This is a genomic window from Flavobacterium sp. (assembly GCF_047602195.1).
In the GTDB taxonomy this organism is placed as follows: domain Bacteria; phylum Bacteroidota; class Bacteroidia; order Flavobacteriales; family Flavobacteriaceae; genus Flavobacterium.
The window spans coordinates 1,526,672-1,541,030 of record NZ_JASGHW010000004.1; the positions used below are offsets into that span (position 1 = coordinate 1,526,672).

The 14,359-nt window shown below is 48.4% G+C and carries 14 protein-coding genes; 6 read left to right on the plus strand and 8 right to left on the minus strand.

Annotation, left to right across the window (positions count from 1 at the left end):
* Positions 1-117: 117 nt before the first annotated feature.
* Positions 118-1,725: a hypothetical protein gene (locus QM717_RS12960; protein WP_415037950.1), complete on the minus strand. Its 1,608-nt coding sequence runs from the start codon at positions 1,723-1,725 to the stop codon at positions 118-120.
* Between the two features lie 104 nt (positions 1,726-1,829).
* Entirely contained in the window at positions 1,830-2,957 is a 1,128-nt protein-coding gene (locus tag QM717_RS12965; RefSeq protein WP_415037951.1) for a methionine aminotransferase, read from the minus strand.
* Between the two features lie 243 nt (positions 2,958-3,200).
* Here QM717_RS12965 and QM717_RS12970 point away from each other — a divergent pair, with 243 nt between their 5' ends.
* Positions 3,201-4,697, plus strand: coding sequence for a choice-of-anchor J domain-containing protein (locus tag QM717_RS12970; protein ID WP_415037953.1), 1,497 nt, complete (start codon positions 3,201-3,203; stop codon positions 4,695-4,697).
* 49 nt (positions 4,698-4,746) lie between these two features.
* On the opposite strand, the gene scpA is transcribed toward QM717_RS12970, so the two are convergent.
* From scpA to udk, 6 genes are all read right to left on the minus strand, one after another.
* Positions 4,747-6,867 (minus strand): methylmalonyl-CoA mutase, encoded by a 2,121-nt coding sequence (gene scpA / locus QM717_RS12975; protein ID WP_415037955.1) that lies wholly within the window; start codon positions 6,865-6,867, stop codon positions 4,747-4,749.
* Positions 6,868-6,871: 4 nt separating this feature from the next.
* Positions 6,872-7,234: an energy transducer TonB gene (locus tag QM717_RS12980; RefSeq protein ID WP_415037956.1), complete on the minus strand. Its 363-nt coding sequence runs from the start codon at positions 7,232-7,234 to the stop codon at positions 6,872-6,874.
* A 10-nt stretch (positions 7,235-7,244) separates the two neighbouring features.
* Entirely contained in the window at positions 7,245-7,445 is a 201-nt protein-coding gene (locus tag QM717_RS12985) for a hypothetical protein (protein WP_415037958.1), read from the minus strand.
* Positions 7,445-8,815 carry a methylmalonyl-CoA mutase subunit beta gene (locus QM717_RS12990; protein ID WP_415037960.1) on the minus strand — a complete coding sequence of 457 codons (1,371 nt, stop codon included), beginning with the start codon at positions 8,813-8,815 and terminating at the stop codon, positions 7,445-7,447. Before QM717_RS12990 ends, QM717_RS12985 begins: the two co-directional genes overlap by 1 nt.
* 48 nt (positions 8,816-8,863) lie before the next feature.
* Complete coding sequence (locus tag QM717_RS12995) at positions 8,864-9,181, minus strand: FtsB family cell division protein (RefSeq protein ID WP_415037962.1); 318 nt, start codon at positions 9,179-9,181, stop codon at positions 8,864-8,866.
* A 141-nt stretch (positions 9,182-9,322) separates the two neighbouring features.
* Positions 9,323-9,931 carry a uridine kinase gene (udk, locus tag QM717_RS13000; protein ID WP_415037963.1) on the minus strand — a complete coding sequence of 203 codons (609 nt, stop codon included), beginning with the start codon at positions 9,929-9,931 and terminating at the stop codon, positions 9,323-9,325.
* A gap of 199 nt (positions 9,932-10,130) precedes the next feature.
* On the opposite strand from udk, the gene QM717_RS13005 reads away from it, so the two are divergent.
* From QM717_RS13005 to QM717_RS13025, 5 genes are read left to right on the plus strand one after another with little or no spacing between them, the layout of a single operon-like run.
* Positions 10,131-10,739 carry a hypothetical protein gene (locus QM717_RS13005; protein ID WP_415037965.1) on the plus strand — a complete coding sequence of 203 codons (609 nt, stop codon included), beginning with the start codon at positions 10,131-10,133 and terminating at the stop codon, positions 10,737-10,739.
* A gap of 46 nt (positions 10,740-10,785) precedes the next feature.
* Positions 10,786-11,571 carry an SDR family NAD(P)-dependent oxidoreductase gene (locus QM717_RS13010; RefSeq protein ID WP_415037967.1) on the plus strand — a complete coding sequence of 262 codons (786 nt, stop codon included), beginning with the start codon at positions 10,786-10,788 and terminating at the stop codon, positions 11,569-11,571.
* Positions 11,568-12,566 carry an NAD-dependent epimerase/dehydratase family protein gene (locus tag QM717_RS13015; RefSeq protein WP_415037969.1) on the plus strand — a complete coding sequence of 333 codons (999 nt, stop codon included), beginning with the start codon at positions 11,568-11,570 and terminating at the stop codon, positions 12,564-12,566. The genes QM717_RS13010 and QM717_RS13015 overlap by 4 nt, the downstream gene beginning before the upstream one ends.
* 4 nt (positions 12,567-12,570) lie before the next feature.
* On the plus strand, positions 12,571-13,626 hold the full coding sequence (locus tag QM717_RS13020; RefSeq protein WP_415037971.1) for a sensor histidine kinase: 1,056 nt from the start codon (positions 12,571-12,573) through the stop codon (positions 13,624-13,626).
* The gene (locus QM717_RS13025; RefSeq protein ID WP_415037973.1) at positions 13,607-14,356 is read left to right on the plus strand and encodes a LytR/AlgR family response regulator transcription factor; all 750 of its coding nucleotides are present in this window, start codon (positions 13,607-13,609) and stop codon (positions 14,354-14,356) included. Before QM717_RS13020 ends, QM717_RS13025 begins: the two co-directional genes overlap by 20 nt.
* Positions 14,357-14,359 lie beyond the last annotated feature (3 nt).

Consider the following 14,359-nt stretch of genomic DNA (forward strand, 5'->3'; position numbering starts at 1 on the left):
CGCATTTTGTTGAACCAAAGATAGCCATTGCCTACGCGACAGCCATAAAAAACAGGTAGACAAAAGGTGTACAAGCCTTTGTTTTACGGTAGATTGCAGGTTGACAACGGCTATTTTTTAAACAGAAAGAATGAAGTCGGTCAGGTTTTCCTCGGTCTGCAATTGCAATTTTTTGCGCAGTCGGTACCGGGCCGTTTTGACGCTGTCGGGAGAAATATTCAGGATCGAGGCCATTTCCTTGATCGACAGGTTGAGCTTGATCAACGCACAAATTTTCAAATCATTGGCGCTGATGTCGGGATAACGTTGCTTGAGCCGTGTGTAGAAATTCTTGTTGATGCTCTCGAAATACAGATCGAAATCGCTCCACGAATCGCTCTGCGTAAAATATTTGTTGACCATCCGGAGCAGTTGCTGTTCGGTTAGCTGGTTTTCCTTTTCGATCGCCGATTTGATTTCCTCGACCATCTCATTCTTTTGCAACATCTGCAACGTAATGGCGCTGAGCTGGCTTTCCTTGTGTTCGAGGTCGTTCTGGAATTGTTGTTCCTTGAGCGCTTTTTGACTTTCCAAAGCCTCGACCAAGGCTTCCTTGGTTTTGAGCAATTGCTTGTCGCGTTTGTTGAGGCGTTTGAGAAAGAAGTAGCCGATTCCAAAAAGGATCAGCAATACGCCGATGCAAATGGCCAGCAGGTAGTTCGTGAGCCGCGAGACTTCTTTTTCCTTGGAGATGAGCGCCAGTTTGCGGTCCTTTTCCGAAACCTCAAATTGAACCTCGAGGCTTTTGGCGATTTGTTCGCGCTCGAGCGAATAAAATTGGTCCTTGATTTTGAGCAAATCCGATTGCAACTGGGCAACCTGATGATAGTCGTGCGTTTGCTGCTGTTGTGCAATCAAGGCTTCGATTGCGCGGATTTCGAATGATTTGTCGGTAAGCGATTGGGCAATACTGCGTGCCTTTTGGTACAGGTTTTTTGCCTGCCCGGGATCGCGCCCATGGGTTTTGTGCCATTCGGCCAGCGCCATATAAGACGAAACCTGTGCTTGTTTGTTTTGCGTGGAATCGGCCAAAAGCAACGCCTTGTAAAAATACGAATAACTGTCGGCGGCTTTGTTTTGCCGGGTCAGCGATTGCCCGATTTTGATGTAGGCATTCGGCAAATACGCATAATTGTTGTGCTTTTTGAAATCGCTGAGCGCCATGCGGAAAAAGTAATCCGCAGAATCCTTTTTTTGTTTTTCGTATAAGGCACCCAAGCTTGAATAGGCAAGGCCCAACGTGCCGCTGGCATCATTTTCGGGCCCTAAAGTCTGGACCACTTCGCGGCTCATGTCGATGGCTTGGTTGTATTTTTTCTGTCGGCTGTAGATCGTACTGATCAGTTGCAGGCATTTGCTCCTGCCGATTTTGGCCTGTTTCGGATTGATTGGTTCGAGTTTTTTGAATTCGGCCAACGATTGTGTGGCGTATTGCAATCCCTTTTCAAGACTTGACCCGAACGAACAGATGCCCAGGTACAACAACGATTCGGCTTTGTCGGCGGTATGGTTTTCCGCCACGGCCTTTTCGTAGGCTGCAAAGAAATGGCGAAACGCCTGGGTTTCATCGTCCTTGACCAAGGCGGCCCAACCTTTTTGCAATTGCACGTTGCCGTGTTGCTGCGAGAAGGCGCAACAGCCAAACAGCAAGGCAAATAACAACAAGGTCTTACGAAGTCCGGACATGGCAAGAAGGGATGGCAATTTTTCCAAAGCTAACTAAAAAGCAAAAAAAAACCATCCGCAGGATGGTTTTTTTACGCAGAACCGATGGGTCGATCCATTTCAGGTCAAAGCTGGGCTAACCTTTCGGCGGCTTTGGCCAGCGTTTGCTCGTCTTTGGCAAAACAAAACCGGATGTGGCTGAGGTCTTTTCCATCGGCATAAAAAGCAGAAACCGGAATCGCCGCCACGCCGTAATCGGTGACGAGTCTTTTGGTAAAATCGACATCGCTTTCGCTTGAAAAACCCGCATAAGAAGCCACCTGGAAATACGAACCCTCGCAGGGCAACCATTCAAAAGGCGTATTGGCCATCAGTTTCCTGAACGTGTCTCTTTTGTTTTGATAAAACGGACGAAGCGCGGTCACATCGACCAGGTCTAGGTAATCGCTGATGGCCGCCTGCGCCAGGCTGTTGACGCTGAACACCAAGAATTGGTGGACTTTCTTGATTTCTTTTATCAAACTTTCGGGTCCAACCAAATAGCCGATTTTCCAGCCCGTAATGTGGAACGATTTGCCAAAGGAAGAAACCGAAAGGCTGCGGTCGTGTAGTTTTTCACGGTGATGGATCGAGACATGCGGTTGTTCAAAAGTGATGTATTCGTAGACTTCATCCGAAAGCACGATCAGGTTGGGGAATCGGGCCGTAAGGTCTTCGAGCGCGACAAAATCGGTTTCGGTCCAGATTCTTCCCGAAGGATTGTGCGGATTGTTGATGATGATCATTCTGGTCTTGGAATGGACTGCATTGGCAATCGCTTCCCAATCGGGTGTGAAGTCTGGTAGGAGCGAAACATGGATGGCTTTGGCACCGCTGAGGACAATCGGAGTCTCATAGGAATCATAACAAGGATCGAGGATGACGACTTCATCTCCCGGATAGACCAAAGCCTGGATTGCCGTAAAAATGCCTTGGGTGGCGCCGGCCGTGACGAGAATTTCGGTATCGGGATTGACTTTTCTTTGGTAGGAGTCAAAAATCAAGCGCGCGATTTTCTGCAACAGCGGCGGATAACCCGACGAAGGCTGGTATTGGTGGACGTTTTCGGCCGTTTTTCTGGCGATGATCTCGAGCAACCGGGCATCGACGGGAAAGTTCGGGAAGCCCTGTGACAAATTGACGGCTTGGTGCTGGTTGGCCATCTGTGTCATCACCGTAAAAATACTGGTAGCGGTATGCGGAAGTTTTGACATTGGGAAATGGAATGTATCGGATAAAGATACAAAGATTCACCAGCAAATCAATCCCGATGATATTCCAAGAAAAATGGGAACGGTGTTAATTTGATTTGTAAGATTTCTATTAAACTTTATACAATTGGAAGTTTTGGGGCAAGAAGTATTAAAATTCTCCTAAAGCTATATTAAAATTTAGGTCTGCCAACTTCATTTGGTTTAACTTTAGGTTCAATATCAATCTAATACTTGTAATCTGTTATGAAGAACATTACTTTTTTATTTGCATTCTTCTTTACTACTGTGGCGTCTTTCGCGCAGTTTTCTGAAGATTTTGAAGGAGGGGCGACCCTGCCTGCAGGATGGACTGCCATCAATGGTGGTGATGCCAATACTTGGCAATTGATCGACCTTTCCGAAGCCGAAGTACTCACGGCGCATTCGGGGGTGAACATTGCCGGAATCGGCTACGGCAGTACCGCCCACGACGATTATTTGGTGACCCCGGCCATTACCGTACAGGCAGGCGTGAACGACTACCTGACTTTTTGGGGACGCAGCCGTGATGCGGATTATCCGGAAATCATCGACGTCAAAGTGTCCACCACAGGAACCAATGCCGCCGATTTCACTACGACGTTGGTGGCCGGTATTGCACCGCCAAGCGGTCTTTTGTTCTACAATTATGCCGTCGACTTGAGCGGTTATGTGGGACAAACCATTTACATCGGTTTCTATTCGAGCACAACCGATATGTTCTATTTCGATATTGACGATGTGGTCAATACGGCACTTCCTTCCTGCCAGCCGCCTACACAGGTGGCCATCAGCGACATTACTTCTGCGGATGCCGTTTTGTCTTGGTTGGGCGTTGGCCTGATTTCGACCTATCAAATTGAATACGGCCCGGCCGGATTTACCATCGGTACCGGAACCGTGATCAACGCAACCGATCTCGGCCCTGCGACCTTGCCCGACCTCGATGCGGCAACTGCTTATGATGTGTACATCCGCACCGATTGCGGAGGCGGCAGCTTCAGTGACTGGGTCAGCGTAAGCTTTACTACTGCGGCACTTCCGCCGGCCAATGACGATTGTGACAATGCGACCCCGCTCACCGTAGGTTTTGATTTTGCAAGCGGATCCTATACCGCTACCAACGTGGCGTCAACACTTGGGTCATTGGTGCCTAGCTGCCAAACTTCGATTGCCGACGATGTTTGGTTTACGGTCGAAGTCCCATCTGATGGAAACCTCATTATCGAAACCGGCGAAGTGATCGGCTCTGAAAATACCGATACGGTTATCGTGGCTTATTCGGGAACTTGTGGTTCGCTCGTGGCCATCGAATGCGACGACGATGACAGTCCCGAAGGAACATTCTCTTTGTTGAATCTTGCCGGATTGACTCCAGGTGCGACGCTTTACATCGGCGTGTTCCAATACCAGAGTATCTTTACTCCGGCTGTGGCGGGAGAATTCCAGATTTCGGTTTACAACACGACTTTGGGTACGACCGGATTTGACACCAGAAGCTTGGGTGTTTATCCGAACCCTGTGAAAGACGAAGTCAACATCAGGAATTCAGAAAACATCAATACGGCTGAAATCTACAATATGCTGGGACAAAAAATGATGACCAGTGAAATCAGGTCCAACGAGGGCAAACTCAATGTTTCCAGCTTGGCGCAAGGCAACTACCTCATGAAACTTTACACCGACAACGGCGTAAAAGTAGTCAACCTGACCAAGCAGTAAATAGTTTTTTTGAAAGAGAAAGGCTGTCGATTGACAGCCTTTTTTGCATCTATTCGGTAATCAATATTTCGAGGATTTTGATTGCGGCCTCGCTGATTTTGGTTCCCGGACCAAAGACTGCCACCGCACCGGCATCAAACAAATACTGGTAATCTTGCGCCGGAATGACGCCTCCTACGATAACCATGATGTCTTCGCGCCCGTATTTTTTGAGTTCTTCAATGACCTGCGGGACCAATGTTTTATGACCCGCTGCCAAAGATGAAACGCCCAAAATGTGCACGTCGTTTTCCACGGCCTGTTTGGCTGCCTCGGCCGGAGTTTGGAACAACGGTCCGATGTCTACGTCAAAACCTACGTCGGCATAACCCGTTGCGACCACTTTAGCGCCGCGGTCATGACCATCCTGGCCCATTTTGGCGATCATGATGCGTGGTCGTCGGCCTTCCTGTTGGGCAAACGCATCGGCCAATTGTTTGGCTTTTCCGAAACTTTCATCGTTCTTAATTTCCTTGCTGTACACGCCGCTGAATGATTTGATTTGTGCTTTGTATCTTCCGAAGACCGTTTCCAAAGCATCGCTGATTTCGCCCAAAGTGACGCGATTTCTGGCGGCTTCAACGGCCAATTCCAATAAATTTCCGTTGCCTGTTTTGGCACATTCTATCAGTGCCGCGATGCATCCGGATACTTTGTTGTTGTCTCTTTTTTGTTTGATTTCCTCCAGTCGTTCCACCTGTTGTTTGCGCACCTTTTGGTTGTCGACATCAAGGATGTGCAACGGATCTTCTTTTTCGAGGCGGTATTTATTGACCCCCACGATGATGTCCTGTCCGCTATCGATGCGTGCCTGTTTTCTTGCGGCCGCTTCTTCGATGCGCAATTTGGGAATGCCGGCCTCGATCGCTTTGGTCATTCCGCCGAGTTCCTCGACTTCCTCAATCAATTTCCAGGCGCTTTGCGCGATTTCATGCGTCAGGCTTTCTACATAATAACTGCCCGCCCAAGGATCGACGGTTTTGGTGATCTTGGTTTCTTCCTGCAAAAAGATTTGCGTGTTTCGTGCAATACGTGCCGAAAAATCGGTTGGCAAGGCGATGGCCTCGTCGAGTGCGTTGGTGTGCAACGATTGAGTTCCGCCAAAGGCTGCCGCGGCCGCTTCGATACAGGTGCGCGCCACATTGTTGAACGGATCCTGCTCGGTCAAACTCCAGCCCGATGTCTGGCAATGCGTACGCAGCGCCAAGGATTTATCGTCTTTCGGATTGAATTGTTTGAGCAGTTTCGCCCAGATCATGCGTCCGGCGCGCATTTTCGCGATTTCCATGAAATGGTTCATGCCGATGGCCCAAAAGAACGAAAGGCGCGGTGCGAAGTCGTCTATTTTCATTCCGGCAGCCAAACCGGTGCGGATGTATTCGAGTCCGTCGGCCAAGGTATAAGCGAGCTCAATATCGGCGGTAGCTCCGGCTTCCTGCATGTGGTAGCCCGAAATCGAGATCGAGTTGAACTTCGGCATTTTTTTGCTCGTGAATTCAAAAATATCGGCGATGATTTTCATCGATGGCGTCGGTGGATAAATATAGGTGTTGCGCACCATGAATTCCTTGAGGATGTCATTTTGGATGGTTCCCGAGAGTTGTTCGGGTTTGACGCCCTGTTCTTCGGCAGCCACGATGTAAAACGCCATAATCGGCAACACGGCACCGTTCATGGTCATCGAAACCGACATCTCGTCGAGCGGAATCTGGTCGAACAACACCTTCATGTCTTCGACCGAATCGATCGCCACGCCGGCTTTCCCGACATCGCCCACCACGCGTTCGTGATCGGAATCATAACCGCGGTGTGTCGCCAAATCAAACGCAACCGACAAGCCTTTTTGTCCTGCTGCCAAATTTCTGCGGTAAAACGCGTTGCTTTCCTCGGCGGTCGAAAATCCGGCGTATTGGCGAATGGTCCATGGACGGCGTACATACATCGTCGCATAAGGGCCGCGCAGATTGGGCGCAAAACCCGCCCCGAAATCGAGATGCTCGAGATTTTCAAGGTCTTTCTCAGAATAATGCGATTTGACTTCGATGCCTTCGGCGGTCATGAAATTTTCCGTTGGCTGTCGATTGCCGACGGATTGCTTTCCTAAAGTAATATGTGAAAGGTTTTTCCTCATGCAGTTATAAATTGATGGTCGCGGTGTAGCGAACCCTTACGGCTTTTCCGCCTTTTTTACCCGGCTTCCATTTTTTCAGGGATTTGATTACGCGAATGGCTTCTTTACTGACGGCTGGCGAAACTTCCCCGAAAACCTTGGCATCGTGTACGACACCGCCCTTTTCGACGAGAAATGAAATTTGTAACGGAGCGGCCAGTTTTTCGGTGCTCTTGAAATTCTTTTTGAAATAGTCGGCAAATGCGGTTCCTTCGGGAGCCGGGGCTTCGTCGACTTGTTTGAGGTTGTACGTCGTATTGTCTTCGCCTTTTTGGGCATGGCCCAGCGATGCGGTGATCAAGAAAATCAGTAAAAAAAGTTTCTTCATAATTTGATTTTTAAAATATTGAAAGTCCCATCTGATCCAGCACATACATACTGTAGAAAAAATAGTAAGAAACGACCGCCAATGCAAGGAACGCCATTCCAATGATTCCTTTCCAGATTTTGCGGTAAGTGATTCCCATGGTGATGTAAACTAGCCCGATGAGTACAAAGACAACTGCCAGGACCATCGCAAGGGTAAACACGATCAGCATTATTGTTTTTCCAGTTCGAGTCGTTCCTGCTCCATTTTTTCGGCCAAACGCTTGGCGATGATCGGCGTGATCAGGGTTTTGCGCGGCTTGTTCTTGACAAACGGGAACAATTCCAGATCATGCGCCATTTGGTCGTTCTTGTTCGGATATTTATTGGTGCCGAGCAGGATTTCCTTGCCCGAATCGAACAATTGTTGCTCTTTTTCGGCGCTCTCGGCGATTTTTTTCTGGATGTTGCCTTCGCCGAGTTTGACCAAAAATCCACCATTGGCTTCGATTTCCTTGAACAACGCGAGCGCTTTTTCGGCCATCTGCTGCGTCAGGTTCTCGATGTAATAACTGCCGTCGGCCGGATTGTCGACCTTGTCGAAATAACTTTCATTTTTGAGTACGAGCAATTGGTTGCGCGAAATCCGTTCGCCGAATTCATTGCTTTTGTGGTACAAGACGTCGTAAGGCAAATTGGCGACCGAATCGGCACCGCCCAACACCGCGCTCATGCATTCGGTCGTGGTGCGCAGCATGTTGACATTGTAATCGTAAATGGTCTTGTTGCGTTTGGTCGGCGTGGCGATGATATGGCAATCGAGATCGTGGTTGTATTCCTTGGCGATGAGGCCAAACAGCAAACGCAACGCACGCAACTTGGCCATCTCAAAGAAATAATTCGTTCCGATCGACACTTCAAAAACGATTGGTTTCTTGATTTCGGGAACGCGGTTCAAATACTCATTGGCATGCGACAAGCTGTAAGCGATTTGCTGTACGATGTTCGCACCGGCATTTTGGTACAAACCGGCACGGATGCCCATCAGCGAGACCGATTGTGTCTCTTTTGAAAGTTTGTTCAAGGTTTCGAAATTGTCCTTGTCGGAATTCTTGAACCAATTGCCGTCTTCGGCCAAATGCCCAATCGGGTCGAGGTTGCAGTAAATCGTCGCGTTTTTTTCGATAGCGATTTGGTCGATTTGTTTGACGAAATCGATTGAGAGGAACTGCAAATGAAAATGAACGGAAATCTTTTCCAAAGGCAAACTGCCGAGTAATTTCGCCACATCGGTTTTTTCATCGGCGATCGTGAAACGCAGGCTTTCGGCACCGCGTTCGATGCTGTCCTTGGCGCGCCAGATCGATTTGTCGAGGTCGTGTACGAAAATGTCCTGTGCAATCTTAAACTGCGAAGCCTGGGTCTGGACCGATAACTTCGGCTCAAATTCGTCGTTGTGGTAAAATGGCTTGACCTTGATGTCCTCGGGCGAATGCCACAGCAGCGTTTCGTTGTAGTCGGCGCCCTTGAGCTCGAACTGGATTTGCTGTTTCCACTGTTTGGAAGAAACAGGTTCGAAATCGTTGAATAAGTCGTTTGCCATGTTCAATAAGGTTTTAGTCTTTGCTCTTGCAGCGCTGCGGTCTTTCTTCTATTTTTTCTTGACGGTGTCGCCTTCGAATTCGATGATGTAAATGTCCTCGCTGTCTTTTTTCATGTAGTATTTCTCTCGCGCATATTTCTCGACCTGATCCGGGTTTTTGAGCAATTTGATGTTTTGCTGGTCCTTGCGTATTTCATCCTGGTAATATTTTTTGTTGTCTTCGAGTTCCTCGATTTCCTGGTCGAGTATGCGGTGGTCGAAATAGGAATAATTGTCCAGGAACAGCATCCAGACGCAGAAAAATAACAATACCCAGACATATTTGTTGCTGAGGAATTTGAACCAGGTTTTTTCTTTGTAGGACATGATTTTTGTTTAATCGTTAAACTGGTTAACCGTTTAATCGTTGTCTAGCCCGGATAGCAGCGGCATCCTTTTTTGCGCAATGCAATGAAGCAAAAAAGATAGAGCGGATAGCCGGAAATAGCTCCTAAAAATAATAAAAATTTACGAAATCCGCTGATTAATTACCGCACGCACCACATCGATCGCGACCGTGTTGTATTTGTCGTTCGGGATGATGATGTCGGCGAACGCTTTGGTCGGTTCGATGAACTGCTGGTGCATCGGCTTGAGCGTGTTTTGGTAGCGGTTCAATACTTCTTCCATGTCGCGGCCGCGTTCGGCGATGTCGCGTTTGAGTCGGCGGATCAGGCGCTCATCCGAATCGGCGTGTACGAAAATCTTGACGTCGAACAGGTCGCGCAATTCGGGGTTGGCCAAAATCAGGATGCCTTCGACGATCATTACTTTTCGCGGATGTGTCATCACGGTATCGTCGGTGCGGTTGTGCGTGACGAACGAGTACACGGGCTGGTCGACCACTTTTCCGTCCTTCAAATCCTTGAGGTGCTGCACGAGCAATTCGAAGTCGATGGCACGCGGATGGTCGAAATTGATCAACGCGCGCTCGTCATACGACAGGTGGTCGGTTTGTTTGTAGTAATGGTCCTGGGAGATGATTCCGACTTCGGTTTGCGGCAGTTCGTTCATGATCTGGTGCACGACTGTGGTTTTTCCGCTTCCGGTTCCGCCGGCGATTCCAATGATAAGCATGCGATGTGAATTAGCAGTTTGTTGCGGCAAAAATAGGAATAGATAATTAATAATTGACAATTTGAATCGGGGATTTGACGGTTCAACGTAGAATAATACGGTTCACAGGTTTTTGATGGTGTGGCCGTCATAGTCAGTATACATTTGCCCCATCATCAGAAATCAAAGTTTTAATCATCATCATCAAAAAACAACAGTTATGAAGACACAATCATTAGGTATTTGGGCAGCCTTTATTGTCCAATTGGCAGCCCACGCACAAGAAAAAACGCCATGGGAACTCGCGCGTTATGAAAACGACATCGCCATCAGTTACCGTTGGGTATCGATGGGGAATTCTGAAAAGATCAGGGAAATGCAGGCGGTTTTTACCGTAGACAGCGAGCCCGATAAAATCATCGCGCAATTCACCGATTCGAAGAAACTCAAAGGCTGGTCGGTCTCGACCGAAGTCTGCGAAGTGGTGCCGGGCGTCAACAACCATTGGCAGACTTATATGCGTTTCGGTTTGCCGTGGCCGCTCAAATCGACCGACCTGATTTCGCAATGTGTGCTGATGGTCAGGGGCAACGTCTCGATCATCAAAATGAACAGCATCCCGACGGCACGACCGGTTTACAAAAGCGTCACACGGATCAATTCGCTGCAATCCGAATGGAAATTCATCCCGATGGGCAACGGCAGGACCAAGGTCATTTACAATTCGCTTACTTACGCGCGGCCCGAATACCCGCGGTATTTGACCGATGGCATCATCCAGAACAAGCTCATCCATTCGATCGGCCTGCTCAAAAAGCAATCGTCATGATCCTTGTCTTTTTCCTCATCCGTTATTTTTTAAACCGCAAGAAACCATGAAACCATTTGTAGTCATTACCGGTGCGAGCCAGGGTTTGGGCAAGTCATTCGCCACCATCAATGCGCAACAGGACCGCAACCTGATCCTGATTTCGTTACCGGGTGAAGGCATCGATAGCGTAGCGAGCCAACTCAAAAACCAATTCGACATCGAAATCATTTGTTTTGAAACCGATTTGACCCAAACTGAAAACCTGTACGGCGTTACAGGCGAACTCCAAAATTATCCGATTGACATGCTCATCAACAACGCGGGAATTGGTGGAACACAGGCTTTTGAGGCGGTTGGGGTTGGATACATCGATGCGATTGTGGCGCTCAACATGCGTTCGGTGGTTTTTCTGACGCATCAATTGTTGCCTAAACTGCGCGAGCAAAAAGAAGCGTTCATCCTCAATATTTCAAGTCTGGCGGCCTTTTCACCGATGCCTTTCAAAACGGTCTATCCGGCCAGCAAAGCGTTTGTGTATTCGTTTTCACGCGGACTCAATGAGGAACTCAAATATTCGGGGGTGCATGTCGCGGTGGCCCATCCGGGTGGCATGCCTACAAATAAAGAAGTCAGCAAAAGAATCCTGTCGTATGGGAAAATGCTTCGGAAATCGATTTTAACCGCCGATGAAACCGCGGCGATTTGCATGGAAAAACTGCTGCAAAAAGAGGCGATCATCATCCCCGGGAGAATGAACCGCATTGGTTCGCTGTTGCAAAAATGGATTCCCGTCGATTGGCAGTTGCCGATGATGCGCCACAAACTCGAACGTGAAATCCAGGCGATATGAACACAAAATTGGTATTGGTCACAGGAGCCACAGGATTCTTAGGCCATCACATCGTCCGGGTTTTAAGGCAAAGGAATTTCGATGTCGTGGCTTTTGTGCGTCAGGGAAGTGAAGTTGGCGCTTTACAGCAAATGGGTTGTCGCGTGGTGCGTGGACAGCTTTCCGATGAAAAAAAGCTCCATACGATCATCGCAAGCTGTAGTTATGTCATCCATTGCGCGTCGAAAACCGACCAGCAGTGCATCGATTTCAGCGAATATGAAGCGGCGAATATCGAAACGACCAAACACTTGGTCGAAGTTTGTAAAAAGCATCCGATCAAGCGTTTTGTATACGTAAGCACCGCCAATTGTTTTACTTCGGGAAGCCTTGATCATCCGGGCAAAGACGATTCGAGGTTTATGGATTTTTTGCGGAATTCAGGTTACGCCTACAGCAAATACCTGGCCCAACAACACGTTTTCGAAGCCGCCAAAAATGGATTTCCTGCAGTAATCGTGGCACCGGCCTTTATGGTCGGTCCGTTCGATGCCAAACCGTCGAGTGGGCGATTGCTGTTGTATGCGCTGCGCAACAACATCGTGTTCTATCCGCGTGGAGGCAAGAGTTTCGCCGATGTGTCGGCTGTGGCGACCGCGGTGGTCAATGCGTTGTCGCAAGGTAGAAACGGCGAATGTTATTTGTTGTCGGGCGTGAATTTGTCGTATAAGGATTATTTCGCCAAAATCGCTAACTTGTCGGGGCAATGGAAAATATTCATCCCGTTGCCGAAATGGATTCCGGCGCTTTTGGATTGGCTGCATGCGCGCTTTCCGGGAAAGAAGACAATGTTGCTCAAAACGAATATCCGGATGTTGTTTTCCGATAATTATTTTTCAAATACCAAAGCCAAAAGTATTTTGAAAATGCCCGAAACGAATATCGACCACGCGATTCTAGAAACGATCAAATGGTTCAACGGGCAGGAAATGGCCGATACCAATCCTAAATTATAAGGATATGAAAAATAAAAAACTGCAAACCTTTTTGCTGCGACTGTCGCTGGTGTACAGCCTGCACCTGATCGTCAAATGGGGAGACGAAACCTTTTACGGCTTTTTCGACTTCACCTGGCGCGGGATTTATTTTTCGATTTTTTTTGTCGGATTGTGGGTTTTTGCCTTGTATCTGTTCGATTGGATCAAGTTGAAATGGTTTACACCGCGCAAGAGCACGTTGGTTTACCTGTCCGCACATTTTTGCTATGCCTATGTTTTTGCGTTCCTCACCAATGCGGTGTACCTTTTGGCCGATTCGCACCTCTACAACAATGCGGCGGCATGGAAAGACATCGGGTATTCGAATCCGATGCTCATTTTCGGATTGGTGATTATTTACATGTCGGCCACCTGTTTCTACGAATATTTCCAGACCGAAATCGCCGCACGCGAAAGCCAGTTGCTCGCCGAAAAACTCAAGAAGGAAAATGCGATTGCCAATTACAAATTGCTCAAGGCGCAGGTCGAGCCGCATTTCCTGTTCAACAGCCTGAGCGTGTTGTCGTCGATTGTGCACAAGGATGCCGACCAGGCTTCGGATTACATCGTGAAATTGTCGCGGATGCTGCGTTTTACGATCGACCAGAACGACAAAATGTTTGTAACTTTGGCAGAGGAACTCGCCTTTACGCAGAATTATTTTTACCTGATCCAGACGCGTTTCGGTAATGCCTTGCAGTTGGTCGACAAGCTCGACATCGCCGATCCCGAATCGGTGCTGATGCCGCCGGCCGCGTTGCAGATCCTGATTGAAAATGTCGTGCGGCACAACAAATACAGCGACAGCCAGCCGCTCGAAATCACACTCGAAAACGACAACGATTTCATCTATGTGTCCAATGCATTGAACCTGAAGGAAAACCCCGATGTTTCTACGGGAACCGGATTGTCGAACCTGTCTAAACGATTCAGCCTGCTGACCGACCGCATGATCGTGTACCGTATTATCGATCAGCAATACGTCGTCAGCATCCCGATCATCAAAAACACCCTATCCGATGAAAGTACTGGTATTTGAAGACGAAAAGCACACCGCCGAACGGTTGCTGAGCCTGTTGCAGCAATACGACAGCAGTATCAAGGTAGAAGCGGTACTCAGTTCGAACGAAAGCGGCATCGAATGGTACAAGAACAACCCGATGCCCGACCTGATTTTCCAGGACATCGAACTCAGCGACGGCAATTGCTTCCAAATGTTCGAGAAAGTCCGCATCAATGCACCGATTATTTTCACGACGGCCTACAGCCATTTCGCGCTCAAGTCGTTTTCGCAGCACAGCGTGGGCTATGTGATGAAACCGTACGATTACCAGGAAATCTCCGAGGCCATCGACAAATACAAACAATGGAAGGATTTTTTCAAGATGCCCGAGCAGGAAAGCATCCGCCAGATCATCGAAAAACTCAACCCGAAAAATCGTTTCCTGTTTAAGCTCGGGGATTTTTACAAAACCGTCGAAGCCAAAGACATTTCCCACTTCAAGTCCGAAGATGGATTGACCGTTGCGCATACCTTCAGCAACGAAAAACATTTGATGGAAACGGCAATCAACACGCTCGCGGGCGAACTTGACGCAGCGCAATTCTTCCAGATCAACCGCAAATTCATCATCAGCATCCATGCGATCAAGACCATCCGGCAATGGTTCAACGGCAGGCTCAAGATCGAATTGTCGGTTCCCGAAACAGAGGAAATCATCGTGAGCCGCGAACGCGCCAAGGATTTCAAGGACTGGCTGAGCCGTTAAGGT

Coding starts and splice junctions, on each gene's coding strand:
- QM717_RS13005 (WP_415037965.1), top strand. CDS start 10,131: ATGAAGACACAATCATTAGGTATTTGGGCAGCCTTTATTGTCCAATTG.
- QM717_RS13015 (WP_415037969.1), top strand. CDS start 11,568: ATGAACACAAAATTGGTATTGGTCACAGGAGCCACAGGATTCTTAGGC.
- QM717_RS12985 (WP_415037958.1), bottom strand. CDS start 7,445: ATGCTGATCGTGTTTACCCTTGCGATGGTCCTGGCAGTTGTCTTTGTA.
- QM717_RS12960 (WP_415037950.1), bottom strand. CDS start 1,725: ATGTCCGGACTTCGTAAGACCTTGTTGTTATTTGCCTTGCTGTTTGGC.
- QM717_RS12995 (WP_415037962.1), bottom strand. CDS start 9,181: ATGTCCTACAAAGAAAAAACCTGGTTCAAATTCCTCAGCAACAAATAT.
- QM717_RS12980 (WP_415037956.1), bottom strand. CDS start 7,234: ATGAAGAAACTTTTTTTACTGATTTTCTTGATCACCGCATCGCTGGGC.
- QM717_RS12965 (WP_415037951.1), bottom strand. CDS start 2,957: ATGTCAAAACTTCCGCATACCGCTACCAGTATTTTTACGGTGATGACA.
- QM717_RS13020 (WP_415037971.1), top strand. CDS start 12,571: ATGAAAAATAAAAAACTGCAAACCTTTTTGCTGCGACTGTCGCTGGTG.
- scpA (WP_415037955.1), bottom strand. CDS start 6,867: ATGAGGAAAAACCTTTCACATATTACTTTAGGAAAGCAATCCGTCGGC.
- QM717_RS13025 (WP_415037973.1), top strand. CDS start 13,607: ATGAAAGTACTGGTATTTGAAGACGAAAAGCACACCGCCGAACGGTTG.
- udk (WP_415037963.1), bottom strand. CDS start 9,931: ATGCTTATCATTGGAATCGCCGGCGGAACCGGAAGCGGAAAAACCACA.
- QM717_RS12990 (WP_415037960.1), bottom strand. CDS start 8,815: ATGGCAAACGACTTATTCAACGATTTCGAACCTGTTTCTTCCAAACAG.
- QM717_RS13010 (WP_415037967.1), top strand. CDS start 10,786: ATGAAACCATTTGTAGTCATTACCGGTGCGAGCCAGGGTTTGGGCAAG.
- QM717_RS12970 (WP_415037953.1), top strand. CDS start 3,201: ATGAAGAACATTACTTTTTTATTTGCATTCTTCTTTACTACTGTGGCG.